This is a genomic window from Terrabacter sp. GCM10028922 (assembly GCF_042666095.1).
Lineage (GTDB): Bacteria > Actinomycetota > Actinomycetes > Actinomycetales > Dermatophilaceae > Terrabacter.
Window position 1 is genome coordinate 1 of record NZ_JBHTFG010000005.1, and the last position, 14,930, is coordinate 14,930.

The 14,930-nt window shown below is 71.8% G+C and carries 11 protein-coding genes and 1 tRNA gene; 8 read left to right on the top strand and 4 right to left on the bottom strand.

Going from position 1 to position 14,930, the window contains the following annotated elements; translation table 11 throughout:
* The first annotated feature begins 328 nt into the window (after positions 1 to 328).
* The 4 genes from ACFQU3_RS04380 (at position 329) to ACFQU3_RS04395 (ending at position 5,533) form a co-directional block, all read left to right on the top strand.
* Positions 329 to 1,459 (top strand): transglycosylase family protein, encoded by a 1,131-nt coding sequence (locus tag ACFQU3_RS04380; protein WP_385907062.1) that lies wholly within the window; start codon positions 329 to 331, stop codon positions 1,457 to 1,459.
* Positions 1,460 to 1,590: 131 nt separating this feature from the next.
* Positions 1,591 to 2,514: a 16S rRNA (adenine(1518)-N(6)/adenine(1519)-N(6))-dimethyltransferase RsmA gene (rsmA, locus tag ACFQU3_RS04385; RefSeq protein ID WP_385907065.1), complete on the top strand. Its 924-nt coding sequence runs from the start codon at positions 1,591 to 1,593 to the stop codon at positions 2,512 to 2,514.
* A gap of 30 nt (positions 2,515 to 2,544) precedes the next feature.
* The gene (locus ACFQU3_RS04390; RefSeq protein ID WP_385907068.1) at positions 2,545 to 3,486 is read left to right on the top strand and encodes a 4-(cytidine 5'-diphospho)-2-C-methyl-D-erythritol kinase; all 942 of its coding nucleotides are present in this window, start codon (positions 2,545 to 2,547) and stop codon (positions 3,484 to 3,486) included.
* Positions 3,487 to 3,670: 184 nt separating this feature from the next.
* The gene (locus ACFQU3_RS04395) at positions 3,671 to 5,533 is read left to right on the top strand and encodes an ABC-F family ATP-binding cassette domain-containing protein (protein ID WP_385907071.1); all 1,863 of its coding nucleotides are present in this window, start codon (positions 3,671 to 3,673) and stop codon (positions 5,531 to 5,533) included.
* Positions 5,534 to 5,646: 113 nt separating this feature from the next.
* Here the strand turns inward: ACFQU3_RS04395 and ACFQU3_RS04400 are convergent, their stop codons facing one another.
* Complete coding sequence (locus tag ACFQU3_RS04400; RefSeq protein ID WP_385907073.1) at positions 5,647 to 8,883, bottom strand: M36 family metallopeptidase; 3,237 nt, start codon at positions 8,881 to 8,883, stop codon at positions 5,647 to 5,649.
* A 151-nt stretch (positions 8,884 to 9,034) separates the two neighbouring features.
* Between ACFQU3_RS04400 and ACFQU3_RS04405 the strand changes: the two genes are divergently transcribed.
* Positions 9,035 to 9,397, top strand: a complete 363-nt coding sequence (locus ACFQU3_RS04405; protein WP_385907076.1) for a VOC family protein — start codon at positions 9,035 to 9,037, stop codon at positions 9,395 to 9,397.
* Positions 9,398 to 9,465: 68 nt separating this feature from the next.
* Here ACFQU3_RS04405 and ACFQU3_RS04410 read toward each other — a convergent pair whose 3' ends face one another.
* Positions 9,466 to 10,008, bottom strand: a complete 543-nt coding sequence (locus ACFQU3_RS04410; RefSeq protein WP_385907079.1) for a MarR family winged helix-turn-helix transcriptional regulator — start codon at positions 10,006 to 10,008, stop codon at positions 9,466 to 9,468.
* A gap of 56 nt (positions 10,009 to 10,064) precedes the next feature.
* On the opposite strand from ACFQU3_RS04410, the gene ACFQU3_RS04415 reads away from it, so the two are divergent.
* Positions 10,065 to 10,952 (top strand): methyltransferase domain-containing protein, encoded by an 888-nt coding sequence (locus tag ACFQU3_RS04415; protein ID WP_385907082.1) that lies wholly within the window; start codon positions 10,065 to 10,067, stop codon positions 10,950 to 10,952.
* Positions 10,953 to 11,375: 423 nt separating this feature from the next.
* On the top strand, positions 11,376 to 13,109 hold the full coding sequence (locus tag ACFQU3_RS04420; protein ID WP_385907085.1) for a sigma-70 family RNA polymerase sigma factor: 1,734 nt from the start codon (positions 11,376 to 11,378) through the stop codon (positions 13,107 to 13,109).
* A 17-nt stretch (positions 13,110 to 13,126) separates the two neighbouring features.
* Here ACFQU3_RS04420 and ACFQU3_RS04425 read toward each other — a convergent pair whose 3' ends face one another.
* Positions 13,127 to 13,732 carry a TetR/AcrR family transcriptional regulator gene (locus ACFQU3_RS04425; RefSeq protein WP_385907318.1) on the bottom strand — a complete coding sequence of 202 codons (606 nt, stop codon included), beginning with the start codon at positions 13,730 to 13,732 and terminating at the stop codon, positions 13,127 to 13,129.
* Positions 13,733 to 13,893: 161 nt separating this feature from the next.
* On the opposite strand from ACFQU3_RS04425, the gene ACFQU3_RS04430 reads away from it, so the two are divergent.
* Positions 13,894 to 13,972: transfer RNA gene (locus ACFQU3_RS04430), tRNA-Gln, on the top strand.
* A gap of 133 nt (positions 13,973 to 14,105) precedes the next feature.
* On the opposite strand, the gene ACFQU3_RS04435 is transcribed toward ACFQU3_RS04430, so the two are convergent.
* A complete protein-coding gene (locus tag ACFQU3_RS04435) occupies positions 14,106 to 14,720 on the bottom strand; it encodes a GNAT family N-acetyltransferase (RefSeq protein WP_385907088.1) in 615 nt (204 codons plus the stop codon).
* Positions 14,721 to 14,930 lie beyond the last annotated feature (210 nt).

Sequence of the window (14,930 nt, forward strand, 5' to 3'; positions counted from 1 at the left end):
ACCATGGATGGTCAGCCGGGCACTACCGTGGGACACGAGAACCTCCGGGTTGGAGTGGGCCTTAGACAAGCCACATCCCATTCGGAGGTTCTCGTTTGTTCAAGCAGGCTCGCTGCTACCAACGTCATGGCCGGGTACACCTAGCGCACCGCACATCTGCGGTCCAGCCACACCGGCCGCCGTTATCGAAATTTGACCTTTCCGTCATTGATCGGTCACTGTGGACGACTGTTGGCCGGTTGCTACCCCGCATCGACCTCCTCCCGACGACGTGAGGCGGATGGATCGAGAGCGCGTCGCACCCGGGTCGTACGACGTTCGGAGTGCTTTGATTTCTCGCAATGCCAAGATCCTGGCCGCCGCTGGCGCAGCCATCGTCCTCACCGGTGGTGCGGTCGGCGCGGCGCAGCTCGACAAGACTGTCAACCTGTCGGTGGACGGCAAGGCCACCACCGCCCACGTCTTCGGCTCCACCGTCGGTGACGTGCTCGACAGCCAAGGCATCGCGGTCAAGAAGGGCGACGTCGTCGTCCCCGCGGCCGCCACCGCCATCAGCGACGGTGACACGATCACCGTGAAGTACGCCCGCCTGCTGACCCTCACGGTCGATGGCAAGACGCGCACGCTGCGCACGACCGAGACCACGGTCGACGGCGCCCTGCTCGCCCTCGGCCTGCGCGGTGAGGGCGCCCGCCTGTCGGTGTCGCGTTCGCAGACGATCGGTCGACAGGGCCTCACGCTCACGATCGTCACGCCCAAGGCCGTCACGGTCACCGTCGACGGCAGGACGACGACCAAGACCGTCGCCGCCGCCACCGTCGGTGAGGCCCTGACGCAGCTCGGCGTGCGACTCGCAAAGACCGACAAGGTCAACCCGCCGGTCACGACGCGCCTCGCGTCGGGCGCCAAGGTCGTCGTGCAGCGCGTGCAGACCAAGGAGAAGAAGGTCACCGAGTCGATCGCCTACGGCACGACGAAGAAGAAGACCAACGACCTCTACACCGGCCAGACGAAGGTCTCGCGCGCGGGGGTCGACGGCCAGCGCGTCGTCACCGTCCGCACGACGGTCGTCGACGGCAAGGTCGTCTCCACCAAGGAGATCTCCGCCAAGGTCACGAAGCAGCCGGTGGACCGGATCCTGCTCGTCGGCACGAAGGAGCGTCCGTCGGCGACGACGACCACGACCACGAGCAGCAGCGGCTCGAGCTCGGGCGCCGGCCTCAACCTGGCCCGCGCCGACATGTGGGACAGGATCGCGCAGTGCGAGTCCGGCGGCAACTGGCACATCAACACCGGCAACGGCTACTACGGCGGCCTCCAGTTCCTCACCTCGACGTGGTTGGGTGCCGGTGGTGGCGACTTCGCCTCGCGCGCCGACCTCGCGAGCCGTGAGGAGCAGATCACCGTGGCCAACCGTCTCTACGAGACGAGCGGCACGTCGCCGTGGAGCTGCGCCTGAGCGCGCCCCCGGCATACGCGAGGGCCCCCGATCTCACGCGGTCGGGGGCCTTTCGCGTCGGCCCCATCATCGGGCGACGTCGGGGCGGCGGGGCGCGGTGGCAGCGCGCGTCGCGCCAATAGGGTGAACGCATGACGAAGAAGCACGCCGCGCCGCAGGCCGACGATGCCGCGCTCCTCGGCCCGGCGCAGGTGCGCGAGCTGGCCGAGCGGCTCGAGGTACGGCCGACGAAGCAGTGGGGCCAGAACTTCGTCGTCGACGCCAACACCGTGCGAAAGATCGTCCGTGTGGCCGGCGTCGGTCCGGACGACGTCGTCGTGGAGGTCGGGCCGGGGCTCGGCTCGCTCACCCTCGCCCTGCTGCCCGTCGTCAAGTCCGTGACCGCCGTCGAGGTCGACCCCCGGCTCGCGGGTGCGCTCGAGGAGACCGTCCGCTCGCTCCAGCCCGACAACGTCGAGCGGCTCCGCCTCGTCGCCGCCGACGCCCTCACCGTCACGAAGCTCCCGGGCGCCGACCCGACGGCCCTCGTCGCGAACCTTCCCTACAACATCTCGGTCCCGGTCGTGCTGTCCTTCCTCCAGCACTTCCCGTCGATCGAGCGGGTGCTCGTCATGGTGCAGCTCGAGGTGGCCGAGCGGCTGGCCGCCAAGCCCGGCTCCAAGATCTACGGTGTCCCGAGCCTCAAGGCGGCGTGGTACGCCGACGTCGAGCTCGCCGGTCGCGTCGGGCGCAACGTCTTCTGGCCGGCCCCCAACGTCGACTCGGGCCTCGTGTCGCTGCGTCGTCGCAAGCCGCCGAAGACCACGGCGAGCCGCGAGGACGTGTTCCGGTGCATCGACGCGGCCTTCCTCCAGCGGCGCAAGTCCCTGCGGGGCGCCCTCGCGTCCTGGGCCGGTTCGGCCGACCGGGCCGAGCAGGCGCTCGTGACCGCAGGCGTCGACCCGCGGACGCGGGGCGAGCAGCTCGACATCACGACCTTCGCGCGCATCGCCGAGGCCCGGCCCGCCGGAGCCGCCGCCGAGCCGCGGGTGCGTCGTCGGAGCCATCCGAACTAACCAGACCGGGAAGGCCCCTAGGGTGGGCGCATGACTGTCGCGCCGACTCTGCCCGGCGCCGTGACCGTGCGGGTCCCGGCCAAGGTCAATCTCGAGCTGCGCGTCGGCCCGAGGCGAGCCGACGGCTATCACGCGCTCGCGACCGTCTACCAGGCCGTGTCCCTCCACGACGAGGTCTCCGTCGCCCGGTGGGACGACTGGCAGGTCGTCGCGGCCGGCGCCTACGCCGACCGCATCCCCACCGACGGCAACAACCTCGCGGTCCGCGCTGCCCGCCTCGTCGCCGAGCGCTGGGACGTCGACGAGCGTCTCTCGATCCGCATCGACAAGGACATCCCGGTCGCGGGTGGCATGGCCGGTGGCTCGGCCGACGCCGCAGCGGCGCTCGTGGCCTGTGACCAGCTCTGGGGCCTCGGCCTCGACCGCGAGGAGCTGGCCGAGCTCGCCGCATCGCTCGGCAGCGACGTGCCGTTCGTGCTGACGGGGGGCAACGCGATGGGCTCGGGCCGCGGCGAGCAGCTCGCGCCTGTCCTCGCTCGGGGCACCTTCCACTGGGTGTTCGCCATCAGCGACACCGGCCTGTCGACCCCCGAGGTGTATGCCGAATGCGACCGCCTGCGCGAGCGTGACGGTGTCGACGCGCCGGAGCCCAAGGTCAGCTCCCGGCTGATGGCGGCCCTCCGGTCGGGTGAACCGGCCGCTCTCGGGGCCGCGCTGCACAACGACCTCGAGCCCGCGGCATTCTCCCTGCGCCCGCAGCTGCGCGAGCTGCGCGACGCGGGTGTCGAGTTCGGGGCGCTCGGCGGCATCGTGTCGGGCTCGGGCCCGACGGTCGCGTTCCTCACCGAGAGCCACGAGGCGGCCCTCGACCTGTCCGTGTCGCTCGCGGCCTCCGACCTGTGCCGCGACCTGCGCCGGGCCAAGGGCCCCGTCCACGGCGCCCAGATCGTCGCCGCCCCACGCAGCGTCTGACCCGTCTGCCCCCCGCCGGCCTGCTGGGGCACCGAACGAATCGTTCGGTGCCGAACGCGCCGGTGCACCGATGTGTTCGAGACCCAGCGACGCGTTCGAGACCCGGCGACGCGTTCGAGACCCGCGTTCGAGACCTGACGCGCATTTCGGCCGGTGGAGGCGCAGGCCGTAGGGTCAGTCACCGATGGCCAACCTGATCTCGCTCGAACGCGTCTCGCTCGTCTTCGGCACCACGCACGTCCTCGACGACGTCAGCCTCGGCGTCCTCACCGGCGACCGCATCGGCGTCGTCGGCGTCAACGGCGGCGGCAAGTCGACCCTGCTGCGCGTCATGGCCGGTCTCCAGGAGGCCGACTCCGGACGCATCACGAAGCAGGGTGGCGAGGGCGGCATCCGCATCGGCATGCTGTCGCAGGAGGACTCGCTCGACCCCGAGTGGACGATCCGCGAGGCGGTGCTCGGCGACCTGCCGGAGCACGTCTGGGCCGGCGACCCGCGCATCCGCGACGTCCTGACCGGCCTGCTCGGCGGCATCGAGGCGCAGAACGTGGGCGGCCTCGACAGCCGCGTCGGCCCCAAGTCCGGTGGCGAGCGCCGCCGTCTCGCGCTGGCGCGCCTGCTCGTCGCCGACCCTGAGCTGCTCCTGCTCGACGAGCCGACCAACCACCTCGACGTCGAGGGCGTCGCCTGGCTCGCCGACCACCTCGCGACGAAGCGTCCCCGCCCGGGCAACGCGACGGTCGCCATCACCCACGACAGGTGGTTCCTCGACGCGTACGCGACCATGACGTGGGAGGTCGAGGCCGGCGGCGTCAGCGCCTTCGAGGGAGGGTATGCCGCGTACGTCCTCGCGAAGGCAGAGCGCGACCGTCTCGCCGGGGTCGTCGCCGACCGCCGGGCCAACCTCATGCGCAAGGAGCTCGCCTGGCTGCGCCGCGGCCCGCCTGCCCGCACGAGCAAGCCGAAGTTCCGCATCGACGCGGCCAACGCCCTCATCGCCGACGAACCCGCGCCGCGCAACAGCGTCGAGCTCGCGTCGTTCGCCGGCCGGCGCCTGGGGAAGGACGTGCTCGACCTCGAGGACGCGACGGTCACCGTCGGCGCGCCGCCCACGGAGCGACGGCTGCTCGACCGCGTCACCTGGCGCCTCGCGCCGGGGGAGCGGATCGGCATCGTGGGCGTCAACGGCGCCGGCAAGTCGACGCTCCTGAGGGCGCTCACCGGCGAGATCCCGCTCGACGGCGGCCGCCGCAAGATCGGCAAGACCGTGGCCATCGCCCACCTGACCCAGGAGGTGCGCGAGCTCGAGCGCTTCGAGCAGTGGCGGGTCATCGAGGCGATCGAGGACGTGCGGCAGTGGACCACTTTGGGCGGCAAGGAGATCAGCGCGAGCCAGCTCGCGACGCGCCTCGGCTTCCCGGGCGGGCGGCAGCAGTCGCGCGTCGGTGACCTGAGCGGCGGCGAGCGCCGCCGACTCCAGCTGACCCGCCTGCTGCTGACCGAGCCCAACGTCCTCATCCTCGACGAGCCGACCAACGACCTCGACATCGAGACGCTCACCTCCCTCGAGGACGTCCTCGACGGCTGGGCCGGCACGCTCGTCGTCGTGTCGCACGACCGCTACCTGCTCGAGCGGGCCTGCGACCACCAGCTGGCGCTCCTCGGCGACGGTCGTCTGCGTGACCTGCCCGGCGGTGTCGAGGAGTACCTCCGGCTGCGGGAGGCGGCCCTGACCGCCTCCTCGTCGGCCACCACGTCCGAGGCGCGGGCTGCCAGCCAGACCCAGCGGGCCGGCATACCTGCTGGGTCGTCGTCCGCGCCGACGGCGAACCCCGCGGAGGTGCGCGAGGCCCGCAAGACGATGGCCCGCATCGAGAAGCAGCTCTCGCGTCTGCAGGACCGCGAGGAGCGCCTGCACGGCGAGATGGCCGAGCGGGCCACCGACCCGGCAGCGCTCGCCGACCTCAACGAGAAGCTCCAGGCCGTCGTCAGCGAGCGCGAGGAGCTCGAGCTCGAGTGGCTCGAGGCCGCCGAGGTCGTCGGCTGACCCAGCCGCCGCTCCACCGCAACACACCGAGGAACCGACAACGCACCGGGATCGGATCCCGGTGCGTTGCGGTCTGCTCGGTGTGTTGCGGAGTGTTGCGGAGTGTTGCGAGGTCAGCGGTTGTCGACGGCGGTGACGTCGACAGTGACGTTCGCCCCGGTGTAGAGCTGCGTGACGACGTAGACCGAGCCCGGCGGGATGACCGCCGACTCGTCGGCAGAGGCCGTGGCCGCCGACCCCGTCAGCTGGCACGCGCTGTCGAGGAAGTAGAGGTCGAGGTCGTGCCCGACCGTGTCGTCGAGCGCGCTCCTGCCGGTGACCGAGACCGAGTGCAGCCCGTCGGAGAAGCCCGCCGGGAACTTCGTCACCCACCCGTCGACGCCCTGCGACGCCGGTGGGAACGTGCACGCGGTGTTCATCTCGGTACCTGTGACGCCGAAGACGTTCTGCAGCCCCGTCGGGTCACCCGCGGCGGGGTTGTTGGCGACGATCGTGCCGTGGTCGCTGTACGGCGCGTCGGGGGTGACGGTGCCGTTGGCCACGGTGGCGCCCGAGCCGAACGCCTCGATCTCGGCGACCTGGGCGTACGTCGTCGTGTCGCCCTGGACCGAGTCGACGAAGAACCGCAGGTAGGCGGCCTTGGCCGGCTTGGCCAGCGTGAAGGTCGCGTAGTTGAGGTCCGGGGCGGTCGGCCGCGGGGTCTGGTACCCGAACGCGCCGGTGCGCGCACTCGTCCACGTCACGCCGTCGAGCGACGTCTGGACCGTGAAGCCCTTGAGCGCAGCGAACCGCGAGGCATTCGTCGCCTTGTACGCGCTGACCCGCACCGAGCTGACCGTCGCCGCGGCCGCGAGCTTCACCGTGACCCGCTGGTCGGGGCCGGCGTTGTAGGGCGTCTCGCCGGCCTTCGTCGACCACACCGAGGCGGCCGTGTCGTCGAAGGCGAACTTCGCCGGGGCGCCGTCGTCCTGGCTCGAGACGGAGACGACCTGCGCGCCCGCCGCCGTCGAGGCGAGGTTCGGGGCGAGTGAGATCTTCCGGGCCGCGTTCTTGCCGGCCGCGACCGAGAACCCCTCGATCGTCTGGGTGCCGAAGCCCGGGGCCTGGATCGTCAGCGGGTAGGTGCCCGCGACGGCCCTGACGCTCGCGCCGCCGGACGAGCCCGTGCGCACGAGCGGTGACACGCGGGCCTCGAAGCGCCCGAGGATGACCCGCGCGTTCGAGATCGGCTGGCCCGTCGTCGCGTTGACCAGGGTGAGCGCCACGGTGCCGTTCTGCGCCGCGGCGGGGTGGTCGAACGCGGGCTTCGGCTCGGTGTCGTCTCCGGTGTTGCTCGTGGCCGACGCGCCCGCGCCACGCTTGGCGAAGACCGACCAGATCAGCGCGGTGTTGTCGCCGTGGTAGCGGTCGAGGTCGGCGGAGAGGATGCCGTCGCGCGCGTCGAGGAACGACGGGTTCGGCGCCGTCAGCGGCATACCGTCCGTGATGAGCCGGGCGGCGACCTGCGCCCCGGTGGCCGCACCGTAGCGGGCCACGAGCGCCTTGCGCAGGTCCCACAGGGTCGCAGTCCAGATCTCGCCGTCGGCGTGCACCTCGGGTCCGGTCAGGTCGTAGCCGATGTCGCCGAAGGTCGTCGGGTTCTGGTCGTAGTTCCAGTTGCGGATGCCGCGAATCGGGTTGCCCGTGACGTAGTCGCCGACGATCGGCTTGGTCAGCAGCCCCGCCGAGAACCCGTGGTTGAGGGCGTACCAGTCGGACCAGCCCTCGCCCATCGACCCAGCCTGCTGCGAGGCGAGGCCCGCGCCACCCGCGACGTAGCGGTTGGACAGGCCGTGGGTGTACTCGTGCTGGATCACCGACATGTCGAACGACCCGTCGCGATGGGGCCCTTCGAACGCGTCGTCGATCGGCTCCCACAGGAACATGCCGCTCCACGGCGGGATGCCGTCGTCGAGCGTCAGCATGTACGCGTTGTCGCGGCCCGTGTAGGTCGGTGCGCCTCCGGACGCCGCACCGGCCTGGACGAGGCCGCGGATCGCGTCACCGCCCTGGCCGCCCTTGCCTGCGTTGTCGACCTGGAAGTTGCCGGCGGTCTCGGTGAAGCCGAGCGCGTAGTACTCGTCGTGGATCCGGTTGTGCTGGAAGAAGAGGTTCGTCGCGGCCGGGTCGAGGTCCGACGCGTACGACGGTGGCACGGTCTGGCCCCCGGTGGCCGCCCACTGGTTCGTGTAGGGATAGTCGAAGTGGCCGTCGGCGGCGACGGGCCGGGGCGCGTTGTCGACGGGGCCGATGAAGTTCGACCAGTTGGCGTACGTGTCGGCGTTGTTGCCGACCGTCGTGCTGCCGGCGCCGGTCGCACCGGTCAGGTCGACCCAGCCCTTCGGGGACTGGGCCGTGGGACCGAACGACTGCTGTCGCGGCTGGCCGCCCTTCGCCGCACCGGGGTAGTTGTCGTAGACCGTGCCGTGGGCGTCGTCGAACTGGACGACGCTCGTGCGGTGCAGCGTGGCACCGGTGGTGCCGTCGACGATGACCTCCCAAGCCTCGGTCTGGCTCTTGAGGAAGAAGACCTTGTACGCCGCGACCGGGCCGGTGCGCGACGGGAACGCGACCTTGCGCACGTACCCGGGTCCTGCGAAGGGGCCCCGCGTGAAGGTCGTGAAGCCGGCCTGGGTGCCGTCCGCGACGGGGGCGTATGCCGTCCCCGGCGCGAGCGTGCCCGCGACCTTGAGGAGAGCGCCGGCCTCACCGAGGACCCAGGCGCCACCGAGCGTCGCGCCGGGAGCAGACTCGCCGGCATACGACAGGACACGACCGTCGGACGCGACGGCGACGTTGAGTCGGCCCCCGCGGGCGGTCGGCACCCCGGCGAACGTCTGCACGAAGCTGACGACGTGGGTACCGGTGCCTGGCAGCGTGTGGTCGCGCGCGACCGCGAGCGACTGCACCTGCGAGCCGGTGAGCCCGAACGCCGACGGCTGCGACGCGAGCCAGCCACGGGCGACGTCGACCGCGGATCCGGTGCGGGCAGAGGACAGGTAGCCGGTCGCGCGGAGGGCGCGGAGCGTGCCGAAGCGCGGGTCCCACGTGGCGCGCGCGCCGGAGCCGGCTGCTGTGAGCAGCTTCGCGACGGCGGTGCGGGTGGTGCTCGTCGGGACGACGGCCTTCGTCACGGCCCTGGTGTCGAGCGTGGCGAGCAGGTCGGAAACGGTGTCGGTCAGCGTGTTGGTGGGCGTGGTGCTGACCGGCGGAAGCGCGGCTGACGTCGTTGCCGACGCGAGCGGGGCGCCCGCTGCCGCCGTGATGACGCACAGCCCGATGGTGAGGGCGTGCCTGCGGGTGGTTTTCACGCGGTTCTCCTAGGAGTGCTCGTCGGGTCGCGCCGAGGCGGGCGGCCCGGTGCAAGGAGAAACGACTCAGGGTTACCGGAAGGTACGCGCGGGGGTTGCGCACCCCCGCGGACCGTTGAACTTATCTTGATATCAAGATAAATTGCCGGGCATGGAGATGTTCCTGCACCACGTCCAGGTGTCCGGCCCCGCAGGCTGCGAGGACGCCATGCGCGCCTTCTACGGCGGCGTCCTCGGGATGACGGAGGTCGAGAAGCCGGAACGGCTGCGGGCCCGAGGGGGCGCGTGGTTCCGCGCCGGGACCGCCGAGGTGCACGTCGGCATCGAGGACGGCTTCACCCCGGCGCGCAAGGCCCATCCCGGCATCGCCGTCGCCGACGTCGACGAGGTGGCGCGAGCCGTACAGGCAGCCGGCGCCACCGTCACGTGGGACGACGCCATCCCGGGGCTCCGTCGCTTCCACACGGCCGACCCGGTGGGCAACAGGCTGGAGTTCGAGCAGGCCGCACTGTGACGGGTGCCCGGGCCCGTGCGGTGACCCCAAACCCGACCCGGACTCCTGCCGCCTCCGGTAGCCCGGTCTCAGACCTGGGCGCCGCCGGCGCGCGCCTCGAGCGGTGCCAGCATGCGCCGCAGCAGGCCGGCGAGCTGCTCGCGGTCGGTGGGGCTGAGCTCGGACAGGAGCGACTTCTCCTGCTCGATGAGGTCGGCCATGGCCGAGTCCACGACGTCGCGCCCCGCCGGGGTCAGGCGTACGAGCACGCCGCGGCGGTCGCCCGGATCGGGTCGGCGCTCGACGAAGCCGCTGCGCTCGAGGCGGTCGACGCGGTTGGTCATCGTGCCCGAGGTGACGAGCGTCTGCTGCACGAGCGCGCCCGGCGACAGCTCGTACGGCTCGCCCGCACGGCGCAGCGCCGACAGGACGTCGAAGGCCCAGCCCTCGAGCAGGTGCTCGGAGAACGCCGACCCGCGCGCGAGGTCGAGCCGACGCGCGAGCCGCGAGACCCGCGAGAGGACCTCCAGCGGAGACACGTCGAGGTCTGGCCGCTCACGACGCCAGGCCGCGACGATCTCGTCGACGTCATCGGCGGGCCTAAGGTCGACGGGCCTGCGGTCGGCGCTCATGGCCCAACTGTAGTCGCCGTCAAGACTCTTGACATCGAAGGAAAGCGAGGGCAGTCATGACCGAACCGACGAACCGAGCCCCTACTGACGCCGCGCCCCAACCGGGGCGTCCGGCCGTCCCCGGCGCGGTCGACCACATGTCGGATGCCGCGTGGGACCCCCACCAGTACGCCGTCTTCGCGGGCCATCGCGGCCGGCCCTTCGCCGACCTCCTCGCGCGGGTCGACGCTCGGGACCCCCGGCTCGTCGCCGACCTCGGGTGCGGTCCCGGCGACCTGACCGTGGGACTGACCCAGCGTTGGCCGGGCGCGCGCGTCATCGGCGTGGACAGCTCGCTCGAGATGCTCACGAAGGCCCGCACCCTCGACGTCGACGGCCGGGTCGAGTGGGTCGAGGCCGCGGCCGAGGACTGGGACCCCACCGAGTCCGGTGGGCCGATCGACGTCATCCTCACCAACGCCACGCTCCAGTGGGTGCCGAGCCACCTGCGCCTCATCCCGTCGTGGCTCGAGAGCCTCGCGCCCGGCGGCACCTTCGCGATGCAGGTGCCCTCGAACTTCGACGCGCCGTCCCACCGCCTCATGCGCGAGGTCGCCGCACGCCACCCCCGCGCCGACGACCTGCGCCCCGTGCTCGACCGCGCCCAGGCCGTTGCCCGGCCGGAGACGTACGCCTCCCTCCTGCTCGACCTTACCCCTGACGTCGACGTGTGGCAGACGACGTACGAGCACGTGCTGCCCGCAGAGGACGGCGAGCCGCACCCAGTCCTCGAGTGGGTCCGCGGCACGGGCCTGCGCCCGGTGCTCGGAGTGCTCGACGACGAGGAACGCGACGCGTTCGTCGCCGACTACGAGCGCGAGCTCGAGGCGGCATACCCGAGGCGGCCGTTCGGGGTGCTCTTCCCGTTCACGCGGACCTTCGCGGTGGCGCGCACCAGCCGTTAGCGGGGCGCCGTCACCGGGTAAAACCCGAGTCTCGGGTCGGTAAGGCCCGGGTCTCGCCCAGGTCGGCCGTCTCACCGTGGAAGAAAATCTGGGTCAATTTCCGGCATTTCCTCCCATTTCGGAAAACCGTGTCATGAAATGGGTTCTGGCACGTCATACAGATGACGGCACCGCAGGGGTCTCCCGCTTGGTCAGGGGAGGGAGTGGCCCCTACGGGTTGTCTCTGGTGGTGCCGTCAGGTTTCGTCCTCCCGCGTGGTTTCGTGGAGGGGATCATTCGGGAGGACGAAACCTGCCACCCCTTCGGGCCCCGCCCGGTCCGGATGGTTGTGTCCCGATAGTGGACGCGCTGGTGTCCCGACTCGACGCCCACCCCGCTGCTTGGCAGACTGGCACGCACTCGGGGCAGTAGAAGGGCGAAGGGTTGTCGGCAGACGCGACCTTGTGGTCGAGCGAGGCGTGGGCCTCGGCTCCTGACGGATACCTCCTGCAGCTCACCCGAGAAGGGTCGGCGGAGGCGTTCGGGGAGCTGTGGCGACGCCACCTCCCCGCCGCGTATGCCGTCGCCGGCCGTCACCGCGGACGCGCGGCCCCCGACGACATCGTCGCGGAGGCAGCAGCCCGCGTCTTCTCGCTGATCCGCGACGGCCGCGGGCCCGACGAGCACTTCCGCGCCTACTTTCTCTCCGCGGTGCGCACGGTCGCCATCGACCAGGGCCGGCGCGACCTGCGGCTCGTGCCCACCGAGCCGGAGGACCTCGACGAGCTCACCCCGCCGCTCGAGGACCCCTTCGCCGGCCTCGCCGTCGACGAGGAGGGCCTCGCGCTCGTCCGGGAGGCGTTCGCAGGCCTGTCCGAGAGGGACCAGCGCGTGCTCTGGCACACGACCGTCGAGGGCGCCGCGCCGCGGGCGGTCGCTCCCGTCCTGGGCATGACGGCGAACGCCGTCAGCGTCCGGGCCATGCGAGCCCGTGAGTCGCTCCGCGCGCTCTACCTCGACGCCCGGGCCCAGCGTGGCCTGGCCCACGCCGACGACGACGAGTGCCGCTGGACGATCAGCCACCTGGGAGCGCTCGTGCGGGGCCGGCTGCCGAGGCGCCAGACCGAACGTGCCGAGGCGCACGTCGCCGACTGTCCGCATGCCGCGTCGCTCGCTGCGGACCTCAGGCTCATCCACGACGGCTTCCCGTCCCTGCTCGTGCCGCTCGTCCTCACAGCCGGACTGGGCACGCCGGGGTTCGTCAGCGCGGCGGTGCTGACGGGGTCCTCCGGTGTGCTCGGTGCCGAGCCCGGCTCGGGTTCGGCGGGAGCGGCCGACGGCTCGTCCACCCCGACGACCGACCCGTTGTCGTCGGCCTCCTCGTCGGGCGCGTCGGGGATCGACGCCGCGGCGCAGGTCGCGAGCCGAGTCGCCGGCCTCGTCGCCAGTGTGGCCGTCACGGCAGGTGTCGCCGGGGCACTGGCGCTGCCGGGTTCGCCCCCGCCGCCGGCCGCCGGCCCCACGCCGTCGGCCGTGACGGCAACGGCGCCCCGCGCCACGTCGGCTGGGTCGACCCCGTCGCCGGCGGCCACGGCGCCTCGCGGCCAGCCGGTCTCGACCGTCAGCGCGTCGGCCATCCCGTCCGTGGGCCGAACCGCCCGGCGGGTCACGGTCACCGGCACGCCGAGCCCGGTCAGCTCGACGGTCGACCGGCCCGCTCCCGACTCGGTGAGGCCGACCCCGGACGGCACCGGTGCCGGTCCGGGCACGGGCACGCAGGCTCCGGGGGAGAAGCCGCCGACGGCCCCGAACCCGAAGCCTCCGGCCACGACGACACCGCCTCCTCCGCCGACCACGACGCCACCCCCGGCCGGCGCGCCCACGATGACCGCCCGGCTCGTGTCCGACGGTGATCCGGCGCGCATCTCGGTGCGCGTGCGTTCGCAGATCCTGGGCACGATGACGGTCCGCATCAGCATCGAGTCCGGCTCCGGGCGGCTCACCGTGCGCAACTCGAGCTGGACGTGCGCTCAGACCTCCGGGCCAGCCGTCACGTGCACGGGCGGACGCGGCCAGGCTCTCCTCGAGCAGTCCGGCACGGGCGGCGTCGAGCCGGTCGTCGTCCGGGTGTCCGACGCAGCGGGCCACACCTGGACCGAGATCCTCACCCCGTCCTGACCCGTCCCTGACCGGGTCTATCGGTGGGGGACCGTGACGAGCCGCGGGGCCTGGTCGAGCCCCGACAGGCCGTTCCAGGCGAGGTTGACCAGATGCGCGGCCACCTGGTCCTTCTTGAACTTGCGGTGGTCGAGCCACCACTGGCCTGTCAGGGCGACCATGCCGACCAGCATGTGCGCGTGGATCGGGGCCGACTTCGTGTCGATGCCGCGCTGCTTGAACTCGGCGGCGAGCAGGTGCTCGACCTGTGAGGCGACCTCCCCGAGGACACTCGCGAACGAGCCCGTCGACTGCCCGGGCGGCGAGTCGCGTACGAGGATGCGAAAGCCCGATGGGTCGCTCTCGATGTAGTCGAGCAGCGCCATCGTCGCCCGCTCGAGCAGCACCCGGGCGCCCTCGGGCTCCTCGAGGGCGGTGCTGATGCCGCCGAGCAGCGCTTGGATCTCACGGTCGACGACGACGGCGTAGAGACCCTCCTTGCCGCCGAAGTGCTCGTAGACGACCGGCTTGGAGACGTTGGCCCGGGAGGCCACCTCCTCGACGGTGGTCGCCTCGAACCCCTTGTCGGCGAAGAGCTTGCGGCCGACGGTGAGCAGCTGCTCGCGCCGCTCCGGTCCCGTCATCCGGGCCCGCGGGCGGGAGCGTTCGGCTCGGTCGGGTCGGTCGGCGGTCACGGCGCCATTCTGCCCGGCCGCGACGACCGCGACGTGCACGAAGCCCCCGGCGTGGCCTGCACTACCCTGTGGTGGTCCCGCCGGTGCCCTCGCGGCACGGCTGGTGACGATCCCCGGTTGGTCTGCCGGCAGGGCCCGCCTGACTTTGAATCAGGACTAGCGACGTAGGTTCGACTCCTACCCGGGGAGCGCAAGTCTGGTTCCTGACCTGCGCACATAGATGCTGGTGCATATCAGTGCCCATCCTCCCGGACGGCTCTTGCCAACACATTTGCTAACAGGAGCAGCCATCCGGTTGGCCACCCTCTGACATGCCACCTGTTCACTCCGAGCCGCCGAACCGACGCTTCACTGCGAGGCGCATGACGGGCCGAGAGGGGTGCGTGCGCCCGATCTCGGTGAAGCCGGCCGCCACGAACATCTCAACCGTGCCGGTGAAGATCGATGACGGCGACGCGCGTCCGGTCTTGAGACCCTCGACGTCGACAGGATGCCCTTCGACCGACGTTGCGCCGTGGGCGAAGGCGAACTCGACCGCGGCGCGCAACAGGGATGTCCCCACACCGGCTCCGCGGGCGGGCGGTGCAACGGCGAAGCAGGTGACCCACCACGCAGCGGGATCTGGGTCCAGTAGCCGAGCCAGTGCGCGGTTGCCGCAGACTCCGGCGAACCCATCGCGCGGCCCGACCCGAGTCCATCCGACCGGCTGGTCCTCGAGGTAGGCGACCAGGCCGGGCGGGACCGGCGCGTTGGCCACCTCGCTGTGGAAGGCGGCACGGTTGTCACGTCTCTCCAGCGCGAGGTCCGTCTGCTCCGGTGGCGGTTGGAGGAACCGCCGACACCAGTCCCACGCCGGATCATCGCCACGCCGGCCGAACACGGTCGCAACGTCGTCCCACCGGCTCAACGTCAGAGGGCGGACCTCAAGCCCGGGCATGGCATCGAGCCTAGCGAGCGGCGCCGTGAGCGGGGGCGGACGGCATACGTCCTCGGGTTCGGGGGTTGTGTGTGAGGGGGGTCACGGCATGCCCACGGCCGGGCGGGCGGGCCTCTGGCGCCCGAGTAGCATGGGCCCGGCGCCCCCACGCCACGCGATCCGGGGTCGTCCGCACCCGAGTGCACCCCCATCCACAAAGGAGCTGCGCCC